Raw genomic sequence first — 22001 nt, 5'->3', positions numbered from 1 at the left:
CCGCCCCCCCTATGCCGCGGCTGGAGATTCTTCCCATGGACACCCGTGCCATCGCTGAGTTCATCAGACTTGGCCGGTTCCACTTCCTCCTCTCGGGGTTCATCCCGTTCACCGCCGGGGCGCTCCTCGCGTCCCTCCTCGGGGCACGGTTCACCCCGGTGCAGTTCCTCGTCGGCTACGCGGCCATGGCGGCGGCGCACCTCTCCGTCCACTACAGCAACGACTACTTCGATGCCGACGCCGACCGGTTCGTCGAGACGACGCCGATATCCGGGGGGAGCGGCGTCCTCGCCGCCAACCCGGACCTGAAACCCGCCGCTTTCCGGGCGGCCGTCGTCCTGATGGCGGTCTCGGTCCTGATCGGGTATCTCTTCGTGACCGTCTACGCCTACCCGGTCGTCTTCCTCGTCTTCGGCATCGCGGGCAACCTGCTCGGCTGGTTCTACACGGCGCCGCCGCTCGCGCTCGCCTACCATAAACTCGGCGAGGTCGCGAACATGGTCACCTTCGGTCTCCTGATGCCGGGCGCGGGCTACTTCGTCGCGGCAGGAACGCTCGATGCCGCCTTCTTCGCCTTCGCCCTCCCGCTCTGCCTCTACGGGCTCGTCTTCATCACGAGCGTCGAGATCCCGGATATGGAGGGCGACATCGCCGGGGGGAAGCGGACCCTCGTCGCCCGGAAAGGCCGCATCTTCGGGTTTTCGCTCATCGCCCTCGCTGCGACCCTCGCGACCGCGGTGCTCACCCTCTATGCCCTCACCGGAGTCTTCGCTCCCGTGGACTTCCGGCCGGTGGCGCTCGTATCCCTCATCCCGCTCGTGATCGCTCTGTGGGGGTTTTCGCACCGGTGCGCCGGGCGGGCGGGCGCTCTTCCCTATGCCGTCGCGAACATCGTGGGCTACTTCGCCTTTCAGGGGCTTGTCGTGATCTATTTCGCCCTCGTGGCCACTCAGGCCTGACCCAACCCCACCTCCACCGTCCGTTCGAAAGGGACCTCGAAGGTCGTAATGCCGAAGTCGAGGACCCCCGAGCCGCTCACCCGGAGCGTGACCGCCCCGTCCGCGAGGCCCCGGAGGAACGCCTGCACGAGCCGCAGGTTATCGACGGTCACCGGGATGGTGACGGCGGTCTCGCCATTGGGCCGGATTGCAATCCCCTCCTGCTCCCCGTGTGCGAGGAAGACCCATTCTCTGTCGTCGAAGAAGTAGACGTCGAACGAGACCCGGGCCAGGGTGGCGCCGACGGGGTTGGGGTTATCGACGACCAGCCGGAGCGAGAGGTCGATGCTCCCCGGGGTGATGTTCTCGACCGCGACCCCGCTGAGGGTGATGGTCGGTTCCCGGAGCGCGGGAACCACACAGCCGGCGCTGCAGAGCAGGACGGCGATAAGGAGGGTGACGGCGGTGCGCCGCATCCCCCCTGCCGGGATAGAGGTCTGCCACGACATTCCGATCTCTCCCCCTATGAACCGTCCCCATACGAGAGCACCGGCGGGGCGGGCTCGTACCGCCTGACGACGACGTTGTCGGCGTAGAAGTGGTGCGGATCGCCGGAGTACCACGCGGAAGACCCGATCAGCGCGAAGTCGTCAAAGATCACGTCCTCCGGGACCGGCGATCCGTCGGCAAACCGCATGGGTGCACTCCCCAGGTACTCGCCGTCCAGCCAGGCGTGCTCGGTGGCGTTGTGCGTGTCCAGGACGACCCTGACGTGGTACCAGGTATCGGGTTCTGCCCGGGCGTCGGCGGAGAAGTTGTGGTGGTCGCCGTCGTAGTGCTGCACGGAGCCGTTCCTGAGGTGGAGGGCATACAGGTGGTCGGTCCCGTTCCAGGCCTGGATGTAGCCCGAACCGCACCACTTCCCGAACTCGCTGACCCGGAAGTCGCCCTCGATGACGATCGATCCGTGTGAGATGTTCGCGAGGCACATCCGGTTGTTGGCGAGGTGGCGCAGGTCCGGCTCGGAGACGTTGATATCCCCGGCGTATGCACCGTCGCGGACGACGTCGGACTGAATCCCGGCGTTCGAACCGCAGAACGACCACCGCGAGAGATCTCCCCTCTCGTAGTCCTCGAAGAAGAGGAAGACGGCGTCGGGGTCGCCGGCGTCCCGGGCCTCCGGGTTGCCGTAGACCATCGTGACCGCCGTCGCGTTCGCCGGGAGGGCGAGCCAGACGCGGGCGTGGGACCCCTCTGTGACGTTTTCGATCCAGTAGGGGATGGCGGCCCCGTCCGTAAAGCGGATGTCGGCGAAGTCCGGCTGCATCCCCGGGAGATGGGTGGCGTTGAAGAGGACCGCAAGGCCGTCGACGCCGGAGGGGTTCTCGACCGGGACCGCCTGCCGGTGGGCGAAGGTCTCGACGGTCGCCGTGGTGGTTACGACGGATGAGAAGGTCGCTATCGAGAGCGTCACGTTGTAGGAGCCCGGGTCCGGATAGGCATGCACCACCGATCGCTCTTGAGCGCCGGGGATGTTCTGTGCCGTCCCGTCGCCGAAGGACCAGGTCCGGGAGACCACGTCGACGATCCCGGATGTATCCGTGAAGTTGACGGCGGCGGGGACCCCGGCGTACGTGACGTTTGCAGTAATCGCCGGGACGGCACCGGCAGGCGCGATGAGGAGCAACGCGATGACCCCTCCGACGAGGACGACCCAGCCGTGATTCATAATACCGCTTCCATATATCCCGCCCCTATATGCATGTAGCGGCCCCCGCACCCCAACGCTGATGTTCCCCGGGGAAGCACGGTACACCGGTTAATGCCGTGAACGACGTTATCGTGATCATCGGGGGAGGCCCCGCCGGGCTCTTCTGCGGCCTGCAGGCGGCGGGGGATGGGCGGGACGTCATCGTCTTCGAGAAGAAACCCGCGCCGGGACGAAAACTCCTGGTTGCCGGGTCGGGACAGTGCAACATCACCCACGACGGAGAGATCGCCGATTTTTCCTCGCACTACGGCGACCACGGGGCGTTCCTCCGGCCCGCGCTGATGAACTTCACGAACCGGGATCTCGTCGCCTTCTTTGCCGATCGCGGTCTTCGTATGAAAGCCGAACCGGAGGGTAAGGTCTTCCCGGAGACCCGGAAGTCCGCCGCCGTCCTCGCCGTCCTCCTCGCGGAGTGCGCCGCCCGCGGGGTGGAGATCCGGTGCGATGACCCCGTCCGTGACGTCGAGCGCGATAACGACGTCTTCATCGTCCGGACGGCGAAGGCGACCGTCCGGGCCGGGGTCCTCGTCCTCGCCACCGGCGGGGCCTCCTACCCCGCGACCGGCTCGACCGGGGACGGCTACGCGTTCGCCCGGTCCCTCGGGCAGCCGACGACAGAGGTCGCCCCGGCGCTTGCCCCGGTCTACGTCGAGGACTACCCGTTCGCCGACCTTGCCGGGATATCGTTTCAGAACCTCACCTTCACCGTCTACCGGGACGGGAAGCTGGTCGGCCGCCACACCGGCGATCTCCTGCTGACGCACACCGGGCTCTCGGGCCCGGGGATACTCGACGCTTCCCGCTCCATCCGCCCGGGCGACGTCCTCCGGGTCGCGTTCCTTCCGGAGGCGGAGGCGGTGCGAAAGCGCCTCACCGACGCGGTCGCGGCGGGCGGGGCCCGGCAGGTGAAGACCGTCCTCGGCGACCTCGACCTCCCGGAACGGTTCGCCCGGCGGCTGCTCGACCTCGCCGGGGTTCCGGCGGGAGAGACCTGCGCCCGGCTCACGAAGAAGGCCCGGAACGCCCTCGCCGCATCTCTCGCGGAGTTCCCGTTCAGGGTGGAGAGGCTCGGCGGATTCAACGAAGCGATGGTGACGAGGGGCGGAGTAGCCCTCGAAGGAATCGACAAAAAAACGATGGCGTCAAAGACCGTCGAAAACCTCTACTGCATCGGCGAGGTGCTCGATATCGACGGCGACACCGGGGGCTACAACCTCCAGGCCGCGTTCTCCACCGCAGCCCTCGCGGCACGGCACATCGCCGGCCTTCACGAACCCCGGTGACCCCGCCGATCTCCGGAACCCTTCTTTTCGCCGGCTCAAGGCCCCGACCGTCCCTCTCGTCGCCGGGAGATCCATCTCCCGGAGTGCCCGTTCCCGGTACCCCTGAAAATCTTATATCCTCTGCATACGTGCCCGCCATCAAAATAGAAGCCCTAATATACCAACATGTGCATTAAAATATATTGAGACAATAACGTGGTTTGGAGCATTATTAACGCGATTCTTCTCCTCTCAATCCTTATCCCGCAGGGGCACCTGGTCTACGACGGCGGAGGAGCCAACCCCGGGATCAGCGCCGCCGGGGTGACTTCGGTAGACGAGATCGCCCTCCTTTCCGCATCTCCCGAAGCCCTCCGGGACTCTTCCCCCGACGCGCTCATCGACCGGGTGGGCCGGAGAACGTTTGCCTGCGTCGACGGCTCCCCCCGCCTCTTCCCGGTGGGCCTCAACGCGACCCTTGCCTACGGGGTAGGCGACTGCACCGACCTCGCGCTCCTTCGTGCGGAGGTCCTTCGCCGGAACGGGATCCCCGCCCGCCCGGTCCACGGCCTCATGGTCTGGAATGCAGAGACGTTCCGCACCGACGCCCTCCACGTGGAGGTCTTCGGGAAGGGCGTTGCCGTCCACGACTGGGTCGAACTCGGCGACGGTCGGACGATGGGCGCCTACGAAGGGGTTCCCGGGATCCGGTGCGTCAAGACCGGGAACGGGGTCTGCTTCCAGCCGGTCTTCGAGGCCCTGGGGTACCTCGAACGGGGCCCAGCCCCCGTGTAGGAATGTTCAATACCGAACGCGTCAAACGAGCGGTATGAGCTTACTCACGGGACTTCTCGCGCTGATCCTGGTGGTCGTCATCGCGTTCGTCCTCTACAAGGCCGTCAAGAGTGTAACGGGCCTCATCATCAACGCCATCGTGGGCGTGATCCTGCTCTGGCTTATTAACCTCCTCGACCTGATGCAACTCGTCGGCCGGCCCGACATCCCGATCAACGTGATCACCGTCCTGATCTGTGCGATTGGCGGGATCTTCGGCGTCCTGATCACGGTGGTGCTCCACCTCCTCGGGATACCGCTGACACTCTGAGCACTACGCGGCCGGAGCGGCAGCCTGCGCAATCGTCCGGGCAAACTCCTCGATCGCCGGGCCGAGCCGCCCGGCATCGACCTCGCTCTCGAGCGTGGATGCCGACGAGACGAACCGCATCCCTTTTGCTTCGAGGCTCTTCCTCACGATCGCAGCCGCCTTCTCCGCCCCGGAACCGCCCATCTCTACGAGCACCGAGAAGGGTTTTCCCGCGGCGTTCGTGACCCCCGAGAGGTACTCGACGACGTAGGGCGGGATCTTCTGCGACCAGACCGGGGTTGCGACGACCAGGAAGTCGACGTCGGCGAGGTTCGTCTGCACCGGGCGTATCGCCGCCCGCATCCCGAGCATCGCCATCATGGCTTTCCTGAACATCCCCACCTCGGAGACCGGTTCGATCCTCTCAAGTCTGCCACCGACCCGCTCCGCAAGCGCCGCCGCCACCTTCTCCGTATGCCCCTGCCAGGAGTAGTACACGATGAGGATCATCACCATCACACCGGATGAGTGGTACTACCCTCCTTCCATATAGAGACCACAGGAACCATCATATCCTTCGCGCCCACATTCTCAGGGCATGCAGGAGTACGGCCCCGACATCGTCGGCGAGGTCCGGTTCGCCCGCCAGGACGGCGGCTACTACGTACAGCTCTACGACCGTGAAGGGGCCCCCGTCGGGAAGACCGGGCTCTGGAGGACGGAAGCGAAGGCGAAGGAGGCGGCCCGACGGCTCGCCGCGAAGATGAGCGGGGAGTGAGCCTCACGGTGCGTCCGGGTGCGCCTCCGCGTAGCGGACGAGGCCGGCGATGCACCGGTTGTGCGGCGTCTCGATGCCGTGGCGCTCCCCGAGGCACGCGATATACCCGTTGAGGAGGTCGATCTCCGTCCGGCGGCCGCGCCGGAGGTCGTAGTACATGGAGGGGTAGACCGCGGCGAAGTCGGGCACCTGCACCGAAAAGAGGTGGGCGAGGTAGTCGTCGGCGGTCGCCCAGGGGAGCCGCACCCCTTCTGCGCCGGCGACGGCGAAGGTTTCGCGGATGAGGGCGGCTACGGTCTCCCGGACCTCCCCGTCGGCGGCGACCTCGACCGGGGCCCGGAGGAGGGCGCAGATCGGGTTCACCGCGATGTTGAGGAGGGCTTTCGCCCACTTCCCTGAGCGGATATCGTTGTCGGCCTCGACCGGGATGCCGGCCGACCGGATGACGCCGATCAGAAGGTCGAGGGCGGCGCCACCGTCGCCGGACCAGACCCCGAGGCGCATCGGGGCGCTCTCGCTCAGGACCCGGACATGCCCGGGCCCGAGGACCGAGAAGTTCGTCGTCACGGTCCCGCCGATGACGGTGTCGGTGTACCCAGCAATGATCTCTTCGTTCCCGATGCCGTTCTGGAGGCTTGCTACCGGCCGGCCCCGGATCACCGCGGCGTACTCCTCGCAGATCGCCCGGGTATCGGTGCCCTTCGCGGTGACGATGATGAAGTCGACCCCGGGTGGGACCTCCTGCGACCCGGAGACGCAGGTAATCCCATCGACGGTGCCGTTCCCCCAGATCCCCTCCATCACGAGGCCCCGCTCCCGGATCGCGCCGGCATGCGCCGGGCGGCAGGCCGCATAGACCGTCGCGACGCTCTCCAGTTTCCCGGCGAGCGAGAGGCCGACCGCCCCCGCGCCGAGGATCGGGACGACCGGACGTTGTAGCGATTCCATCTGTTCGTAGTCCCGGTTGGGCGCGGGAGAAGATAATGATGCGGCATCATGACTCGTGCCGCAGACCCGGGGTCCGCCCCCGTCATCGATCGGCCGGTTCCGGGTCGTCTCGATGACCGGGTGATCGCCACCGTCGGGGAGCCCGTTGGCGAACGCTTTTCGTCCCGGGTGCCGAGAACCGTACCTGATGAAGCATGTCACGAAGGCCGACGGCACCCGGCAGCCGTTCGACCCGGGGAAGGTGCAGCGGACGCTCCGGAACATGGGTCTCGGTGCGGAGGATGCCGGCCGGATCGCCGGCGAGATCGAGGAATCAGTCCCGGACGACGTGAGAACCGCTGCGGTCCTCCGGATGATCCGCACCCGGGCCCGGGCCGTCCGCCCCGCCGTCGCGCACCGGACCAACCTCCGGAGAGCACTCGCTCTCCTTCGCCCGAAACCGGAGTTCGAGGAGTTCGTGCGGGTTCTCCTCCGGGAGCACGGCTACCGGGTGGAGGCGGGATGCATCCTCGCCGGACTGTGCGGGGAGCACGAAGTGGACGCTATCGCGCAGAAAGACGGGGCCACCGTCTTTGTCGAGGTGAAGCACCACGCGAGCCACCACCGGATGACCGGCCTTGACGAAGGGCGGATCGCCCGGGCGATCGTCGAGGACCTCCAGGAGGGGTTCCGGTCCGGGAGGTGTACCGTCTCGATCGACGGCGCCCTGATCGTCTGCAACACCAAGCTCTCCGAGCACGCGAAACGCTACGCGACGTGCCGGGGGATCGGGCATATCGGGTGGGACTACCCGGTGGACCGGAACCTCCGGACGATGATCGAGAAGACGCAGTCCTATCCCGTCACCATCGTTGCCGGGGTGGGCGCGTCGGTCTCGGCCCGGCTGGCCGCAGCCGGGTTCGTCACGGCGAAGCAGGTCGCCTACGGCGATGCCGCGGCCATCGCCCACGACGCGGGCATCCCCCTCAAGGAGGTGCTGCTGATCGCCGGCCGGGCGCGTGAAATCCTGGAACCATAGTTACGGTGCACTCCTCCCCGCACGCCCGGTAAGCCAGGTCATCACGAGGCTTACCACGGCAAGAGCGAGATAAATGCGGAAGAGCGTCTGCATGCTCCCGAGAAGCAGGGGAACGGTTTCGCCGGTGATCGCCATGCCCTTAAAGAAGAGGGCGAAGGCGACGATGGTGACGGCCATGCTGGCGGTCATACCGAGGAGGCGCATCGTCTCGACAAGTCCCGATGCCACCCCGTACATCGCCCGTTCGGCCGCCCCGATGACGATGTTGTAGACCGGCGGCTGGAAGAACGCGATTCCCACTACAATGAGCGCCAGTGCAAAAACCGGGACGGCTACGGGCATTGCCGGGTCGATGAAGGAGAGGGTGGCGAGGCCTGCGATCGTCATCGCAACGCCGGCCGTCGCGACCAGGTGCGGACTCCCCCGGTCCGAGAGCCGGCCGGCGTACCCGACCAGGGATGCCGTGACCAGGCTTGCGACGAGGAAGAGACTCCCGGCCAGCCGGGCATCGAACCCCTGGACATACTGAAAGTACAGGCTGAAGAGATAGACGTATGCGGATGCTGCCGCGCTGTAGGCCAGGACCGCGGCGTTCGCGAGAGCAAGCGGCCGGTTACGGAGGAGAAGGTGGATATCGAGGACCGGATCTTCTGTCCGGGCTTCGTGGACGATGAAGGCGCCGAGCGCTGCGAGGCCGGCGACGAGGGCGGCGGCACCCTGCACCGCCGGCAGGAGGGAGAGCCCGACCATGAGCAGGAGGATCGTCGTCGTGGAAAGAGCGATACCGGGGAGATCCGGGCGCGTCCCGCGTGATAAAGCGCACTCCCCCCGCAGGTATCGCCGGATGATCCCGACGGCGAGCAGGGCGACGGGCAGCGGCACCAGGAACAGCACCCTCCAGGTGCCGTAATAGGCAAGGAGGCCGCCCGCAAGGAACCCCAGCGCGAACCCGCCGAAGCTGGCGGCGATGTTGACCCCGAGAGCGGTCCCCCGCTCGCTATCCGGCAGGATGAGTCCCAGCAGGGCAAACGATGTCGCAAAGATCATCGCGGCCCCGACGCCGGTGAGGAACCTGGCACCGATGAGGACGGGTGCCGTCGGGGCGAGGGCGGAGATGAGGGCGGAGATGAAGTATATGGCGAGGCCGATGGAAAAGACCCGTTTTCCCCCGTAAATGTCGGCAATCCTCCCGAAGGGGATGAGGAACATGGCTGCGGCAAGGAAGAAGACGGTCGGGATCCAGCTCAGGACCACCGGGTCTGCCGTGAACTCCTCCCCGACGGCCGGGATCGCCACGAAGAGACCGGCGACCATGAACGGTGCAAGCGAGGACCCGAGCGCGACTGCAAGAAGCGTATACCGCCGTTCGGCAGGAGATACCATTCCCGGACAATACGTGGATGGGGTATTTAACCTGCAGGGGTGCGGGGGCGGCCGGCGGGCTTCCCGCTCATGCCGTGCCGGTCTCCGGGAGCGGGGTTGCAGACCCGCCGATCGTCCGGAGCTGTTCTTCGGTCGGGTTGATCAGGACAATCTCGGGCCGGCAGTTGAACCGGAGATCCACTCCCGCAAAACTCGCGCTGCAGACCCCGCGGGAGATGTAGGTCGGCGTCCCGTTCGTCTCGAACATACCTGCAAGTTCGACGACCCCGAGGTCGTTTAACTGTGCAATAACCGGGAAGAGGAACTGGCCGCCGTGGGTGTGACCGGCGAGGATGAGGTCGGCGTCCCAGTCTGCCCTGCAGGAGGGCTCGTGGATGAGGTAGACGGTGAACGTATCCGTCGCCGGAACCTCGGGCGGGTCGGCCATTCCGGCCCATCCGTCATCGACGCCGACGATGACGATCTCTTCATCCCCGACCGGAACCCGGGCGTGGTCGTTCCTGAGGACATGGACGCCGTTCTCCTCCAGCGCTACGGTGAGATCGTCGGCGAACGCGGTATCGGCGGAACCGTCGTTCAAGGCGGAGACATCGTATGCGTCGGCGGTGATCATGGCGGAAGCCCGGGTGGCAAGCAGCCTCTCGATGCCCGTCCGGCCGTCGGTCCCCACCCGATAGTCGTGGTTCCCGAGCACGGCGTAGGCCGGTGCGTCGAGCGACCGCCAGACCTCCTGGGAGGAGAAGTCTTCTTCCTCGCCGGTGACGAAGTCGCCGCCGATCAGGACGAGGGAGGGGTTTAAGCGGTTGACCTCGGAGATCACCTCCCTGACGTGGCCGATGTTGGACTCCTTGACGTGAGGGTCGGTGATATAGACGACGCCTTCGGGTGCCCCGTCGATCGTAAGGACGGTCACGTCGACGGCCCGTCCTTCCCAGGCCATGTAGCCGGTCATGGATGGAAGCAGGATGAGCATGAATAACGCCAGGTACCGTGTGCTTGGAGCCTTCAGGATCACTGCATTTTATTCTACCTTTAGAATATAAATATGATCCGCCGGATTCGGGCCGGGCGGATCAGCGGCTGCGGGTTGGATCGACCGGGTCGACCACGATATCGGCCGGGTCCTTGCCGGAGGACGGGTCGGCGAAGAATCGGATAAACCGGTGCCTCTCCTCCCTTGCGAGGGCGACACCTGCGAGAGCAGCGCCGATCACTGCCCCGATGAGATCCACGACGAGGTCCGACATGGTATCGATGTTCCCGTGCTGGAGGTCCGTGCCGAAGACCTGGTCGGCCACGAACTCGTAGATCTCCCATATCGCCCCTGCAGCGAGCGTCGAGACCAGGATGAAGACGATGATCGCCGATCGCGTCAGCCGGACGCCACCCTGGTGCTCGGCCAGGACCGCGAGAAAGAAAGCGATGAGCGCGACGGTGACCGAGGAGACGAGATGGGTCAGTTTGTCGTAGTAGGGCGAGAAGAGGACGTAGTACTCCCCGACGTGGCCCATGACGTGGAGGTACAGGGAGACGGCGACCAGGAGGTTGACCTCCCAGGGCAGGCAGAGGCGCAGATTCCTCGTCATGAGGGACGGCGCCACCGTCAGGAGGAAGGCGACACCTGCCGAGAGTCCGAGGAAGTACTCGCCTGCCGTGATGCTGTAGACTGCGGCGAGGAGGATGAGCACCTGGATGAAGTAGGTGAGGTAGATCCCGCGCGACGGGTCCGGGCATGCCATGGTACGTTGAGTAGGTAGTCCCGGCAACATACATAACCGTCCCGGTGGCGGTCTCCGGGGAACCGGGTGATCGGCCGGGGGTTCCGTCCGGACGATCTCGCGGCCAGCCGGGGTGTGAGCGCCAGCCGTTGCGGTCGCTATCAAGCCTCCGGGAGAATATTTGATAAGCTAGCAGTTGTATAAATTGGACACACAAAAGACCAAATACTCTGGAGCGATGGGGTTGATGAACTGACTGATCCTGCGAAGCGCAAACCCGAATCCATGGGAGGGGAGGCGGGAGAAGAGATTATCCGCGTGCGCCTGCCGAACAAGAGGAACCGGGAGATGTTCGCAAGCGCCGAACTGATGCTCGGGGCAAACCATATCAAGATCCGCTGCTTCGACGGGGTGACGCGCACCGGGCGGATCAAGGGTAAGATCAAGAAGAAGGTCTGGATACGGGAAGGAGATGTCCTGATTGTCGTCCCCTGGAGTTTCCAGGACGAGAAGTGCGATATCATCTACCGCTACACGAGACCCCAGGTGGAGTGGCTCCGGAAGAACCGGTATCTCTGATACGCTTTTTGCAATAGATCTCCTTATACGGTAGAGGCACGGCGGTGAGAGAGACGGACTCTCTCTCCTTCGTGAATTCCAGGTTCGAAAAAAGTTAGATATCGTAGATTTTGATCCTGTACTCTTTTATGACGAGTTTGCTTACCCCTGTCAGGGGGAAGGTTCCGCTCGGGCTGATGCCGGTCAGGTAGTTATCCCACGCCACAGAGAGGTTATTATCGCCATCTGTGGTATACGTCACCGTGACAGCGGCGGGAGAGGTGCGAACCTGTGTGTCCACGTTCTCCAGGCTCATCCTCACCGCCCCCATCCCCGATTTCGCCATCAGGTCGTCGGTGGTGATGTTCATGATATAAATGACAAACGTCCCCGTGGGCGCGTCATAGAACCACCGGGGCTCGGCGAGCATCGCCGAACCCGTCGACCCCTCCTGGCGCGTCATCACCGCACCGTTCTCGAGGGTGATCACCTCGGTGCCGCGATCGGAGCGGTAGATCAGGGCGCCCACTGAGTAGTTCAAGGACTCGGTGCCGGTTGAGACGTTGATTAACCCCCCGTAACTGGTGGAGTTGACCACCTCGAGCGTCCCGCCGCTCACCTGCAGCGACGTCTCCTTGTAAGGCACGTTCTTGTAGCAGAGGCTCTTCATGTCGTTCTGGATGACGATCATCGCCCGCTCCATGTTCTTTACGTCGGTGTTGCTCTGCTCCTTTATGAGCACCGGGTAGCCGTAGAGCGTGACCAGACCGATGCCGCTGATGACGATCCCGAGGATCAGGACAAACCCGATCGCCTCGGAGACCGCCCGTTCATTCATCTTCACGGATCTCTCCCTCCCTAAAACCCTTTTGAGTCGTACTGGATCATGTTCCATCCCGCGCCGGTGGTGTTGCCGGAAACACCCTTCGTCGCCCCGATACCGGCGATGGCGACCCGGCTCTGGATATCGCCGCCCTGCACCAGGATCGCCTGGCTCGCTCCCGTCATCCCCACGTTCACGAAGTAGCCCTTCCCGGCCACGTCGTCGGGGATATCGAACTTCGTGGCGATCGTCCCGTTGCCGGGCGCGATCACGTAGAGATCCACGATCCGGGTGCTCACCCCGTTCCCGATATCCACGAAGGCGTGGTAGCGGAGCGTGTCCGCCGGCCCCTCCATGAAGACGGCGTTGACGGTGAACATCATGACGACCATCAGCAGGAGCAGCATGCCGCTGATGATGACGTACTCCATGAGCCTCGTGACGCCCTCTTCGTTCATCGGTTCAGTAATACACGGTCTCATCGTACTCCGTCACCCCGTTGTTGTAGTGGATGGTTATCGGGCGAAGCATACGGCCGGAGACGTCCTGTTGCGGACCGTCCCAGAAGTACACCACGGCGTTCTTTCGTTCGAGCGATATCCTGACGATGTCCTCCACGTAATGCTGCTGTTCCAGAGGGGTGAGTCCCCCCTCATAACTGTCATAATAGTCGAATATCTCCAATCGCAGGTCCCGGATGTCGTTCTTCGGGAACTCGAGCACCCCTTCGGCCGTCGTCTGCCCGACGAGCGCCGACTGGTTGATGATCAGCGCGAGGAAGAACAGTGCAAGGGCGGTCAGAAGACCCATCAGCACGATCCACTGGCCGTCTTCGTTCATGCACGCCATAGCAGCACCTCCACGAGGGCGGCGTGCGGCCGGGAAGTATCAATACCGAATGCGGAGAGGTAACCTCCTTCCGGCAGATGTACCCACCGTGTCACCCGCACTGCGTTCTCACGTCCGGTGAACCCGGGGTCCGACGGTGAGAGCTGGATCGTGTTTACGTCACCGCTGAATGTCCTGTGGGTGAGGTAGACCTGGGCCCTGAGGTCGTCGTCATCGTCTCCTGCTCGCATCTTACAGTTATCGAGGAACTCGGTCCGGAGCGTATTGCCACTTGGGACTCCACCCTTGACGAGCACAACCAGCCGGCTATCGCTTCCGTTGGTATCCGGCGTATCCATCATCGCGAGTACGTCGCTTCCGAGCTGCTCAAGTTGCATATCCGGGATATGCGTATCTCCCGCGGTGTAGATGCTCGTCGTGCTGATGACGATGTACGCGGTCAGGAGCATGATGATCCCGGCCGCGACGCCCTCCATCGTGTAGAGCTGTCCTCCGTCGTTCACCATATCGCCACCTCCAGAACGCCGGTCTTCAGGGCGGGGAGGGTGACGGTTCCGTAGTCATACGGATAGGTGCCGTTGAGCATGGTCCGCGGGGGGTCGTCCTCGAAGGCAAACCGGATATCCAGGATGCTGTTCTGGTCCAGGGTGAAGAGCGAGGTGGCGGCCGGCTTCAGCACAAGGGAGATGTTGTCGGTGACCGGTCCGCCCGGCGTGAGGTCATTCGGATTCCCGTCGACGGAGAGGGTGTAGAGACTCGGGTCTTCCGTATTGTACGAGAACGGAATACGGGTGAACCGTGGGTTCGCCCTCGTCGGGTCCTTCTTCCAGAACGTCACACTCTTGAGCGTTGCGTTCGTGGTAGACGGCTCGGTCATATTCAGGTACGCGCCGAAGTTCGTGATCGTCACGTTCACCGGCTCAACCCGGGGGTCGAGCCGGTAAGCCGGGCCGACGGACGGGTCCAGCAGGCGGGCGAAGTCGAGCCGGACAGTGAGCGTCTGGGTCGGGCTCGGCGGGGTGGCTGTCCAGTACGGTGACGCAATATTTCCCACGATCTCCGCCACTCCCGGCTCCTTGATCTTCACCACCCGGCGGATGTAGCCGTAGCCGGGAGGGAGGGGATCGCCGGTCCTGTGATTATACGACCCGTCCAGGCTCCGGAGCGAGATGTTGTAGGAGTAAGGGATGTCGCCGAAGATTGCCAGGTTGCGGTAGTCATCCGGGGTGAAGAACGAGTCGTTGAAGAACGCATCGACCTTTGTCGAGAGGAGGATGTTCGGGGTGTCTTTCGAGATCGCAAGGCCGATCCGCTCGATCTCGTCCTTATGGGCCCCGTCGTTCATCTCCCAGGGCGGGTAGACCGGCCAGCCGGGGTCCTCGACCAGGATCACCCCCGTCCGGTAGGCGACCGCGTCGTAGTCGATGCCGCTGCTCTCGAGGCCTGCAAGGAGCCCCGGCACCATGCTCACCACCATGATCAGGGCGAGCATGAAGATCGTGAACCCCGCGAGGAAGTCAAGCGACATCGCCCCGTCGTCGGCCATTGGTCTTATACGATCACCTCCCCGGTATCGGCCCGGAACGCGAGGGTCTTCATCCCGGCATTCGAACGGACGGTGACGGTGTAGATCCCCTCGGCGAGCGCGATATCAACCGTATCCGCATCGAGGCTTACCATCACCGGCCGGAGCACCCCTTCCTGCATCGCGAGGAGTTCCTCGGGGGCGAGGGTCTCGGTCACATTCACCTCCGCGTCGGGCAGGGGGGCACGGAGCGAGATCTCTCTCCAGCCCATAGCGCCGAACGTGAGCCAGCGCACCTCCTCGCCGTCCGCAAGACCGAGGGCCCAGGAGGCGGCCCGGCCGTCAGAGCCCATGCCGGCCCCGAGCACCTGGTGCACCGATGTGCCGGTGACGTTCAGGCCGCCCTCGGCCCCGAGGAGATCCAGTTCCGCGAGAGCCTCGGTGAGGGTGCAGGCATCCGACGGTTCCGGCAGGTCGATGGGGGTTATCCCGCCCCCCGTGGTGCCGCCGTCCGATGGCGGCGAAGACGCACCGAGACAACCGCACGCGGTGCAGAGGATACAGATTACGGCAAGCAGGGTCAGAACGCCCCCGGGAACTCTCATGTAAAGCAGTCATTATACACGAGGCCATATAAATAACCACCTCTCTTGTATTTTCAAAGATCTGCCGCTAGAATGGGATATTGGAAACGTGCAGGCCACATGCGGCAAAAATATTTCGCCTGACGTCCGGGCTCGCCGGCCGGAGTGGTTCGGCGCTTATATGCCGGGGGATCGGGCCCGCGGGTTCCGGCCCGTTATCGTAATATATATCCCTCAGTTCGTAACAACATCTGATGCAAGGTAAGCATATGTGTAACACCTCACCCCCCGGTACGCCGGGAGAAGCACACGACCGGTTCGCCGAAGCGGTCGCCTTTCACGGCCACGTCTGTCCCGGTCTCGCGACGGGCTACCGGGCCGCAGAGATCGCTCTCTCGCGGCTTTGTTCCGGCAGGTCGAAGGACGAGGAACTCGTCACCATCGCCGAGACCGACGCCTGCGGCGTCGATGCCATCCAGGTCCTGACGGGCTGCACCGCAGGAAAGGGAAACCTCCTCTTCAAGGACCACGGCAAGCATGCCTTCACGTTCATCAACCGCAAAACCGGGGCCGCGATCCGCGTGGCGGCAAACCCGTCGTTTAACATCGACTCGCTCGACCCCGACCTTGCGCCGCTCCGGGCGCGGGTGATGCAGGGCCGGGCCTCCGGCGGGGAGCAGGCCGAGTTCCACGAGCGGATCCACCGGATCGTCGACACCATCATGGAGATGCCCGCCGAAGAACTCTTCTCCATCCGGGAGGTCGATGTCGAGATCCCGGAGCGGGCGCGAATCTTTTCGTCGGTCCCGTGCTCGAAATGCGGCGAACTGGCCGCCGAGTCCCGGATCCGGGTCGAGGACGGGAAGTTCGTCTGCTACGCCTGCTCGGAGGAATACTCCCGGCGCCGGTGAGGGCGGCCCCCTCACCGCACAATTTTCGCTATCGGGATCTCGAGGATATCTTCGGCGCCCGCGGCCTTGAGCGGCGGGATGAGGCCGTTGACGAGCCCCTTCTGCACCACCGTCTGGATACTGAAGTAGTCGATGCCGTGCAGCCTGCCGACGGTGGGTTTCTTCATCGCGGGGAGAACCTCGATGACGCGGTCGAGCGCGCTCGAGGGCACGTTCATCGTCAGGAGCACCTGGTGACGCGCCTCGATCACCCCGAGGAGGAGGGTTACGATCTCCTCGATCTCCCGGCGCTTCTCCGGGTCCAGGAGGGACTCGCGGTTTGCAAGGAGCGCGGTGTGCGACTCCATGATCTGGCCGACGATCTTCAACCCGTTCTTCTTGAGCGTGCTCCCGGTCTCGGTGAGGTCGACGACGACGTCCATGAGGTCGGGAACCTTCGCCTCCGAGGCCCCGTAGGAGGGAAAGAGCCTGACCGGGATCCCGAGGTCCGCAAAGAACTGCTCCGTGATCCGGGGATACTCGGTCGTCACCCGGCTGCCCGGGCGGATGGCGGCGACGCTCTCGACCGGCTCGTCGCGGTGGACCGCGACCACGATCTTCACGTTACCGTCGCCGGTCTTGCTGTAGGAGAGGTTCGCGACCTCGACAACGTCGGCGCCGCTCTCCTGCACCCAGTCGAGCCCCGATATCCCGAGATCGAAGTAGCCCATCTGGACGTAGAGCGGGATCTCCTGCGGCCGGAGGATCTTCACCTTCCCGATCCGGGGATCGTTGATACGGGGGTTGTAGTCGCGGTCGGTTCGCCTGACCTCGAGGTCCGCCTCCTTGAAGAGCTGGAGCGTCTGCGCTTCAAGGCTCCCCTTGGGGAGAGCAATCGTGATCATAAAAGGTGATCGGGCAGAAAAAGAGTTAAAGATGATGATATGGATTTTTCAGTCGATGGTATGGACGACGAGCCCCGAGAGGAGTTTCGGCTCGAACCAGGTGGACTTCGGGGGCATGACGCCGTCCATATCGGCGATCGCGAGCACCGTCTCGACCCGCACCGGCTGCATCGCTACCGCGAGAGCGTACCTGCCGGAGTCCACGAGCCGCTCGAGAGCGGAGAGGGGTTTTGCCCCACCCATGTAGTGGAGTCTCGGGTCGCCGCGGGGGTCGGAGATGCCGAGCATCCCCTCGAGGACGTCCTTCTGGAGGACCGAGACGTCGAGCGACCCGATCAGGTCTGCGGGGTCCGCGATCGGCCGGGAGACCTCGTACCAGGTCCCATCCAGGTAGAAGTGCATCACATGTACCGGCGCATCCCGGGCCGCGAGCGGCGGGATCTGGTAGCCGGCAGCGTCGACCTTCCCGTAGGCCCGAACGTTCCAGCCCGACTTCGGGAGCGCCTCGATGAACTCACGGGGGGTGGCGTAGCCGCCGAGATCCGAAACAAGCCTGCTGTAGCCGTGAATGCGGACCCGGTCGTGGGCGAAGAGGACCACCATGAACTTCCCTGCCTCTTCGGTGAATCTGCCGTCGCTTCGCCGCCTCTCCGCCACGTTCACCGCCGATTTGGCCCGGTGATGCCCGTCTGCGATGTAGGTTTCCGGAACCGACGAGAAAAGACCCTCGAGGCGGGAGAGGACCGCTTCATCGACGACCCGGTAGACCTGGTGGAGTACTCCCGAGCCGCTCGTGGTGCTCCCGTCGGGCCCCGTTTCGTCGATGAGTGAGCGGACGTAAGGGAAGATCTCGCCGGAATCGCGGTAGAGCAGGAAGACCAGGCCGGTGTTGGCCCCGACCGCGTCGATGTGCCGGGTCCGGTCCTCCTCCTTGTCGTACCTGGTGAGTTCATGCCGCCGGATCCGCCGGCTCTCGTAGTCTTCCGTCGCCACGCAGCAGACCAGCCCGATGAACTCTTCGCCGTCCTGGACGGCCCGGTAGACGTACATTCCGGGCTGGGGGTCCCGCTGCATCAGGCCGTCCGCAAGCATGCCGTCGAAGACCTCCCGCGACCGCTGGTAGACCCGGTCGTCGTGCGGAGCGAGACCGGGGAGTTCGGCGTCCGGCCGGCTGACTCGCAGAAAACTCAGGGGGTTCTCCTCGATACACTCCCGGGCCTCCTCTGCCGTCACCACGTCGTAGGGCACGGAAGGAATCTTTTCGGAGTACCCCCGACCCGGACGGACCGCCGCGAAACGATAGATCTGAACCATAGAAACCGCCACTCGTATGTGCCTACTATTTTGTCCCCTGACACTATATTAGATAAGGCACTCCACAAGGGGGAGACCGGTAACTATGATGCCGCTTCAACTCACCATTCGCCGGGCACAGCCTGCAGACATTCCGCAGATAGTTGCCATCGAGAGGTCGGCCTTCGACGACCCCTGGGACGAGAGGACGCTCCAGGAGTCGCTTGCCTACTACCCGGAGACGTTTTTTGTGGCTAAAGACAACGGGGACCTGGCCGGCTTCGTCGCGGGGGGCGTTGAGGACACCGGGGAAGAGGTGTACGGGCACATCATGAACCTCGCGGTCGCCCCCGGGTACCGGCGCCGGGGGATCGGGCAGCACCTCATCCGCCGCCTGGAGCAGGAGTATGCCGTTTTAGGCGCGAGCGCAGTCCAGCTGGAGGTCCGGATCACCAACGCCGGGGCGCAGGAGTTCTATCGCCGTCTCGGCTACCGGGTGGTCTTACATATCGCTTCCTATTACGCAAACGATGAAGACGCCCTGGTCATGATGAAGTGGTTCCGTTTCTAAGGGGGATTGTGTTATCCCCGACCGTGCTCCTGGTGGGCCCGGGCCAGGTGCTGGGCCGCGAGGGCGCCGAGGAGGGAGAGCTCGCCGGCGAGCACCCCCGCCCCCACGATCTCCGCTAATGCCTTTGCATGAGCTCCCGGCGGGTCGCCACCACCCGCGACGCCGAGGAGTTCCAGGCACTCCCGCTGGGTATCGACCCCCGTGCCGCCGCCGACCGTCCCCACCGGGAGTGAGGGGAGGGTGACCGAGACGTAGACGCCGCCGTCCACCCGGTCGACGGTGGTGATCGCGGTGCTCCCCTCGACGACATGGGCGGGGTCCTGCCCGCAGGCGATGAACATCGCGGCGACGACGTTTGCGGCATGGGCGTTGAACCCGAACGAGGCCGCCCGGGCCGAGCCCACAAGGTTCTTCCTGTAGTTGACCTCGATGAGCGTCTCCGCATCGGTCTTCAAGAGGTCGGCGACCATCGCGTCGGTCAGCCGCACCCCCGCGACCACGGTCTTCCCCCGGCCCCGGACCAGGTTGATCGCCGCCGGCTTCTTGTCGGTGCACATGTTCCCGGAGGTGGCGACGAGGCGGGCCCCGGTCTCACGCTCGATGAGTTCGCCCACCTTCTGGCTTGCTATCGTCACCATGTTCATGCCCATGGCGTCCTTCGTGTCGAACTCGAGCCGGACGAAGACGCTCGTCCCGGCAACGTAGGTGACGGCGTCGAGGAACTCCCCGTGTTTCGTGGTGCTCTCCGCTACCTTTCGGATCTCGGCGACGTGCCCCTCCACCCAGGCAGCAACGTCCCGGGCATGGACGACGTCGCGGGCGGCAAAGACCGGCGCCCGGGTCATCCCATCCCGCATGATCCGCACGTCCGCGCCCCCCGCCCGGCCGATCAGCGAGCATCCGCGGTTCACCGAGGCGACGAGCGCCCCTTCGGTCGTGGCCAGGGGGAGGTAATACGACCCGGCGGCGTACTCGCCCCTCACGGGAAGCGGCCCCGCAACGCCGAGCGGCACCTGTACGGCGCCGATCATGTTCTCGATGTTGCGCTTCACCACCCGCTCGATCCCGATCGTAAACGACCCCACCGCGTGGAGGGCGGTGCCGGTCTCGCCCTCGACGAACGCCCGCCGCACCCGGACGGCCTCCTCGGGCGGGAGTTCTTTCTCGAGCGCGTAGAGTTTGAGGGAGCCGTCTTTCAGCCTCCCGATATACTCATCCATGAATAGTATGAGAACTCATACCTAAAGATGGCTGGTGGTCGATGTGGGAGAAGAACAGTGGTGCCTTGCGGTACCGAAGCGAGAGGCCGAGCAGACTCGGCGCCGGCTGCTTGAAGAAGGGCTCCTCGACCGGAACTTCAGGCCGCGCCCCGAGGGCGATGCGGTCCTCTTCCCGGTGACGGAGGAGGTCCCGGGCGCCGTCCGGTGCGAGTTCGAGGCGGTGCCGGAGCAGGCCGTTCTCCCACGCCACGAGCTCGTGGGCGGGATCGCCATCATGCAGGAGAACGATCCGGAAGGCGCAGAGCGGCTGCTCGCCTCCCGGCCGTCGCTCGAGACGGTGCTGTTCCCCCAGACCGCGGTCGAGGGGGAGTACCGCACCCGCCGGTTCTCCGTCCTTGCGGGTGTTCCCTCCACCCGCACCCGGGTGACCGAGTACGGGCTCTCCTTCGACGTGGACCTTGCCCTCGCCTACTTCTCGGCCCGGCTCTCGACCGAGCGGCAGCGGGTCCTCGAGGCGATGGGGGAGGGGGAGCGGGTCCTCGATATGTTCGCCGGGGTCGGGCCGTTCGCGATCACCCTTGCCCACAGGGCCGCTCTCGTCGTCGCCGCGGACCTCAACCCCGCCGCGGTCCACCTCCTGGTCCACAACATCGCGCTCAACCGGGCGACAAACGTCATCCCGATGCTCGCCGACGCCGCCCACCTTCCCCGGATCGGGTTTGTTCCCTTCGACCGGGTCGTCATGAACCTCCCCCTCGCCGCGCCGGAGTTCCTCCCGGCGGCCGCCGCGCTCTGCCGGGACGGCGGGACGATCCACCTCTACGCGCTCGAGGAGCGGGAGGGGGAGTATCTCCCCCTGATTCGGGCGGTGACCGGCGGCGAGATCGCCGAGCGGCAGGTCAGGACCTATTCGCCGGGGAAGTGGCACGCGGTGTATGATATTGTGGTGGAGAAGAAGTGAGGGTTTCCAGATCAGGGTTTGCCAGGGCTTCCCTATCTGGAACTCGCGTCTTGATCCCTGGTGGGAGAAAATACGAACATAGCGGACGTGAAAGCCCCTCTCGAAGTTTAACGATTTCTTGTGTTCCTGCTCTGTAACTAGTCGCAATCTCGCTATCCCATCAACCGATTTCCATTGGATATCGCATCGCGGGGGTGGGGACAATGGGGAGTGCGAACGGAGTGAGCATGAGAAACCCGGAGGGTTTCGAGGGGGCAAGCCCCCCTCCCCGTCAGCCCCTCCCCTCATGGCGATTCCCCCACGGAATCCGTGCCAGATGTAGCCACAGGGAATCAACAGGTTCGAAGAGCAGGAGCATAATACCGAGGGACGACGCTCCGGAGAACGACTGTCCGCAGGAACGGAGCTTGAGCACCGTCAGGTGCGAAGGGAACTGCCAACAACCCTCTCCCGAACTCCGCATGAATCGCCAATGGAGGGATAGTGATGGAGTCCCTCTTGCGTGAGACCCCAAAAAGAGTAAAGGGCTACTCCGCCGGCACGAACTTCGTGCCGTAGTGGATGGTGCCGCTCTCGCCGTCCGCCGCCACCCGGCGGAAGACGCTTTTGACCCGCATCCCGATCTTCGCCTCCTCGGGGAGGCAGGCAACCTGGGTGGTGAGCCTCGGCCCCTCGTCGAGTGCTACGATCGCAAGGACATACGGGGTAGTGTGCTCGAACTGATCGCTTGCCGACCGGATCACCGTGTAGGTGACGACCGTTCCCTTGCCAATGAACTTGTGGTCGACGATCTCGCCGCTCCTCCGGCAATCGGGGCAGAGCGACCGGGGCGGGAAGAAGTGCCGCCCGCAGGTCGTGCACTGCGTCCCGATGAGGTTGTAGCGCTGCGGAATCTTTCTCCAGAACCGTGATACCGACATCT

The 22001-nt window shown here is 64.6% G+C and carries 27 protein-coding genes; 10 read left to right on the top strand and 17 right to left on the bottom strand.

Annotated elements, in window-relative coordinates; genetic code table 11:
- The first annotated feature begins 11 nt into the window (after nucleotides 1-11).
- On the top strand, nucleotides 12-959 hold the full coding sequence (locus tag DIC75_RS01540) for a prenyltransferase (protein WP_250986257.1): 948 nt from the start codon (nucleotides 12-14) through the stop codon (nucleotides 957-959).
- Here DIC75_RS01540 and DIC75_RS01535 read toward each other — a convergent pair.
- Nucleotides 950-1447 carry an LEA/WHy family protein gene (locus DIC75_RS01535; RefSeq protein ID WP_250986256.1) on the bottom strand — a complete coding sequence of 166 codons (498 nt, stop codon included), beginning with the start codon at nucleotides 1445-1447 and terminating at the stop codon, nucleotides 950-952. The genes DIC75_RS01540 and DIC75_RS01535 overlap by 10 nt on opposite strands.
- Nucleotides 1448-1461: 14 nt before the next feature.
- The gene (locus DIC75_RS01530) at nucleotides 1462-2667 is read right to left on the bottom strand and encodes a DUF2341 domain-containing protein (protein WP_250986255.1); all 1206 of its coding nucleotides are present in this window, start codon (nucleotides 2665-2667) and stop codon (nucleotides 1462-1464) included.
- Nucleotides 2668-2765: 98 nt separating this feature from the next.
- Between DIC75_RS01530 and DIC75_RS01525 the strand changes: the two genes are divergently transcribed.
- The 3 genes from DIC75_RS01525 to DIC75_RS01515 all read left to right on the top strand — a co-directional run bounded on the left by DIC75_RS01525 (nucleotide 2766) and on the right by DIC75_RS01515 (nucleotide 5076).
- The gene (locus DIC75_RS01525) at nucleotides 2766-3992 is read left to right on the top strand and encodes a BaiN/RdsA family NAD(P)/FAD-dependent oxidoreductase (RefSeq protein WP_250986254.1); all 1227 of its coding nucleotides are present in this window, start codon (nucleotides 2766-2768) and stop codon (nucleotides 3990-3992) included.
- A gap of 195 nt (nucleotides 3993-4187) precedes the next feature.
- Nucleotides 4188-4766: a transglutaminase domain-containing protein gene (locus DIC75_RS01520; protein ID WP_250986253.1), complete on the top strand. Its 579-nt coding sequence runs from the start codon at nucleotides 4188-4190 to the stop codon at nucleotides 4764-4766.
- Between the two features lie 34 nt (nucleotides 4767-4800).
- A complete protein-coding gene (locus tag DIC75_RS01515) occupies nucleotides 4801-5076 on the top strand; it encodes a pro-sigmaK processing inhibitor BofA family protein (RefSeq protein WP_250986252.1) in 276 nt (91 codons plus the stop codon).
- A gap of 3 nt (nucleotides 5077-5079) precedes the next feature.
- Here DIC75_RS01515 and DIC75_RS01510 read toward each other — a convergent pair whose 3' ends face one another.
- Entirely contained in the window at nucleotides 5080-5565 is a 486-nt protein-coding gene (locus tag DIC75_RS01510; protein WP_250986251.1) for a flavodoxin family protein, read from the bottom strand.
- A gap of 88 nt (nucleotides 5566-5653) precedes the next feature.
- On the opposite strand from DIC75_RS01510, the gene DIC75_RS01505 reads away from it, so the two are divergent.
- Nucleotides 5654-5833: a hypothetical protein gene (locus DIC75_RS01505; RefSeq protein WP_250986250.1), complete on the top strand. Its 180-nt coding sequence runs from the start codon at nucleotides 5654-5656 to the stop codon at nucleotides 5831-5833.
- A gap of 3 nt (nucleotides 5834-5836) precedes the next feature.
- On the opposite strand, the gene DIC75_RS01500 is transcribed toward DIC75_RS01505, so the two are convergent.
- Entirely contained in the window at nucleotides 5837-6982 is a 1146-nt protein-coding gene (locus DIC75_RS01500; RefSeq protein WP_250986249.1) for a ketopantoate reductase family protein, read from the bottom strand.
- Between DIC75_RS01500 and DIC75_RS01495 the strand changes: the two genes are divergently transcribed.
- Nucleotides 6969-7799, top strand: a complete 831-nt coding sequence (locus DIC75_RS01495) for a restriction endonuclease (protein ID WP_250986248.1) — start codon at nucleotides 6969-6971, stop codon at nucleotides 7797-7799. The genes DIC75_RS01500 and DIC75_RS01495 overlap by 14 nt on opposite strands.
- Here DIC75_RS01495 and DIC75_RS01490 read toward each other — a convergent pair whose 3' ends face one another.
- From DIC75_RS01490 to DIC75_RS01480, 3 genes are all read right to left on the bottom strand, one after another.
- Nucleotides 7800-9182, bottom strand: coding sequence for an MFS transporter (locus DIC75_RS01490; protein ID WP_250986247.1), 1383 nt, complete (start codon nucleotides 9180-9182; stop codon nucleotides 7800-7802).
- Nucleotides 9183-9249: 67 nt separating this feature from the next.
- Nucleotides 9250-10197, bottom strand: a complete 948-nt coding sequence (locus DIC75_RS01485) for a metallophosphoesterase (RefSeq protein ID WP_250986246.1) — start codon at nucleotides 10195-10197, stop codon at nucleotides 9250-9252.
- Between the two features lie 58 nt (nucleotides 10198-10255).
- On the bottom strand, nucleotides 10256-10921 hold the full coding sequence (locus DIC75_RS01480) for a DUF2238 domain-containing protein (protein WP_250986245.1): 666 nt from the start codon (nucleotides 10919-10921) through the stop codon (nucleotides 10256-10258).
- A 264-nt stretch (nucleotides 10922-11185) separates the two neighbouring features.
- Here DIC75_RS01480 and eif1A point away from each other — a divergent pair, with 264 nt between their 5' ends.
- Nucleotides 11186-11479 carry a translation initiation factor eIF-1A gene (gene eif1A / locus DIC75_RS01475; protein WP_250986244.1) on the top strand — a complete coding sequence of 98 codons (294 nt, stop codon included), beginning with the start codon at nucleotides 11186-11188 and terminating at the stop codon, nucleotides 11477-11479.
- 94 nt (nucleotides 11480-11573) lie between these two features.
- On the opposite strand, the gene DIC75_RS01470 is transcribed toward eif1A, so the two are convergent.
- The 6 genes from DIC75_RS01470 to DIC75_RS01445 are packed head-to-tail and all read right to left on the bottom strand — an operon-like array spanning nucleotide 11574 to nucleotide 15260.
- Entirely contained in the window at nucleotides 11574-12296 is a 723-nt protein-coding gene (locus tag DIC75_RS01470; RefSeq protein ID WP_250986936.1) for a DUF7289 family protein, read from the bottom strand.
- Between the two features lie 20 nt (nucleotides 12297-12316).
- Entirely contained in the window at nucleotides 12317-12739 is a 423-nt protein-coding gene (locus DIC75_RS01465) for a hypothetical protein (protein WP_250986243.1), read from the bottom strand.
- Nucleotides 12740-12743: 4 nt separating this feature from the next.
- On the bottom strand, nucleotides 12744-13130 hold the full coding sequence (locus DIC75_RS01460) for a hypothetical protein (protein ID WP_250986242.1): 387 nt from the start codon (nucleotides 13128-13130) through the stop codon (nucleotides 12744-12746).
- Nucleotides 13118-13636 carry a DUF7288 family protein gene (locus DIC75_RS01455; protein ID WP_250986241.1) on the bottom strand — a complete coding sequence of 173 codons (519 nt, stop codon included), beginning with the start codon at nucleotides 13634-13636 and terminating at the stop codon, nucleotides 13118-13120. The genes DIC75_RS01460 and DIC75_RS01455 overlap by 13 nt, the downstream gene beginning before the upstream one ends.
- Nucleotides 13630-14676, bottom strand: coding sequence for a DUF7287 family protein (locus tag DIC75_RS01450; RefSeq protein ID WP_250986240.1), 1047 nt, complete (start codon nucleotides 14674-14676; stop codon nucleotides 13630-13632). Before DIC75_RS01450 ends, DIC75_RS01455 begins: the two co-directional genes overlap by 7 nt.
- Before the next feature lie 5 nt (nucleotides 14677-14681).
- Nucleotides 14682-15260, bottom strand: coding sequence for a hypothetical protein (locus DIC75_RS01445; RefSeq protein WP_250986239.1), 579 nt, complete (start codon nucleotides 15258-15260; stop codon nucleotides 14682-14684).
- Between the two features lie 248 nt (nucleotides 15261-15508).
- Between DIC75_RS01445 and DIC75_RS01440 the strand changes: the two genes are divergently transcribed.
- Entirely contained in the window at nucleotides 15509-16150 is a 642-nt protein-coding gene (locus DIC75_RS01440; protein WP_250986238.1) for an FmdE family protein, read from the top strand.
- An 11-nt stretch (nucleotides 16151-16161) separates the two neighbouring features.
- Here DIC75_RS01440 and hisG read toward each other — a convergent pair whose 3' ends face one another.
- Nucleotides 16162-17034 carry an ATP phosphoribosyltransferase gene (hisG, locus tag DIC75_RS01435; protein ID WP_250986237.1) on the bottom strand — a complete coding sequence of 291 codons (873 nt, stop codon included), beginning with the start codon at nucleotides 17032-17034 and terminating at the stop codon, nucleotides 16162-16164.
- A 48-nt stretch (nucleotides 17035-17082) separates the two neighbouring features.
- Entirely contained in the window at nucleotides 17083-18348 is a 1266-nt protein-coding gene (locus tag DIC75_RS01430) for a DUF1015 domain-containing protein (protein ID WP_250986236.1), read from the bottom strand.
- Nucleotides 18349-18433: 85 nt separating this feature from the next.
- On the opposite strand from DIC75_RS01430, the gene rimI reads away from it, so the two are divergent.
- Nucleotides 18434-18898 (top strand): ribosomal protein S18-alanine N-acetyltransferase, encoded by a 465-nt coding sequence (rimI, locus tag DIC75_RS01425; RefSeq protein WP_352151376.1) that lies wholly within the window; start codon nucleotides 18434-18436, stop codon nucleotides 18896-18898.
- Nucleotides 18899-18909: 11 nt separating this feature from the next.
- Here the strand turns inward: rimI and hmgA are convergent, their stop codons facing one another.
- Nucleotides 18910-20118 carry a hydroxymethylglutaryl-CoA reductase (NADPH) gene (gene hmgA / locus DIC75_RS01420; protein ID WP_250986235.1) on the bottom strand — a complete coding sequence of 403 codons (1209 nt, stop codon included), beginning with the start codon at nucleotides 20116-20118 and terminating at the stop codon, nucleotides 18910-18912.
- Nucleotides 20119-20161: 43 nt separating this feature from the next.
- Between hmgA and DIC75_RS01415 the strand changes: the two genes are divergently transcribed.
- Nucleotides 20162-21079 carry a class I SAM-dependent methyltransferase gene (locus DIC75_RS01415; RefSeq protein WP_250986234.1) on the top strand — a complete coding sequence of 306 codons (918 nt, stop codon included), beginning with the start codon at nucleotides 20162-20164 and terminating at the stop codon, nucleotides 21077-21079.
- 527 nt (nucleotides 21080-21606) lie between these two features.
- On the opposite strand, the gene DIC75_RS01410 is transcribed toward DIC75_RS01415, so the two are convergent.
- Entirely contained in the window at nucleotides 21607-21999 is a 393-nt protein-coding gene (locus tag DIC75_RS01410; RefSeq protein WP_250986233.1) for a Zn-ribbon domain-containing OB-fold protein, read from the bottom strand.
- Nucleotides 22000-22001: the final 2 nt, after the last annotated feature.

Origin of the sequence: Methanoculleus oceani (assembly GCF_023702065.1) — an archaeon.
In the GTDB taxonomy this organism is placed as follows: Archaea; Halobacteriota; Methanomicrobia; order Methanomicrobiales; family Methanoculleaceae; genus Methanoculleus; species Methanoculleus oceani.
The sequence above is the reverse complement of the archived record's forward strand: the minus strand, read 5'-3'. Positions and strand labels throughout refer to the sequence as shown.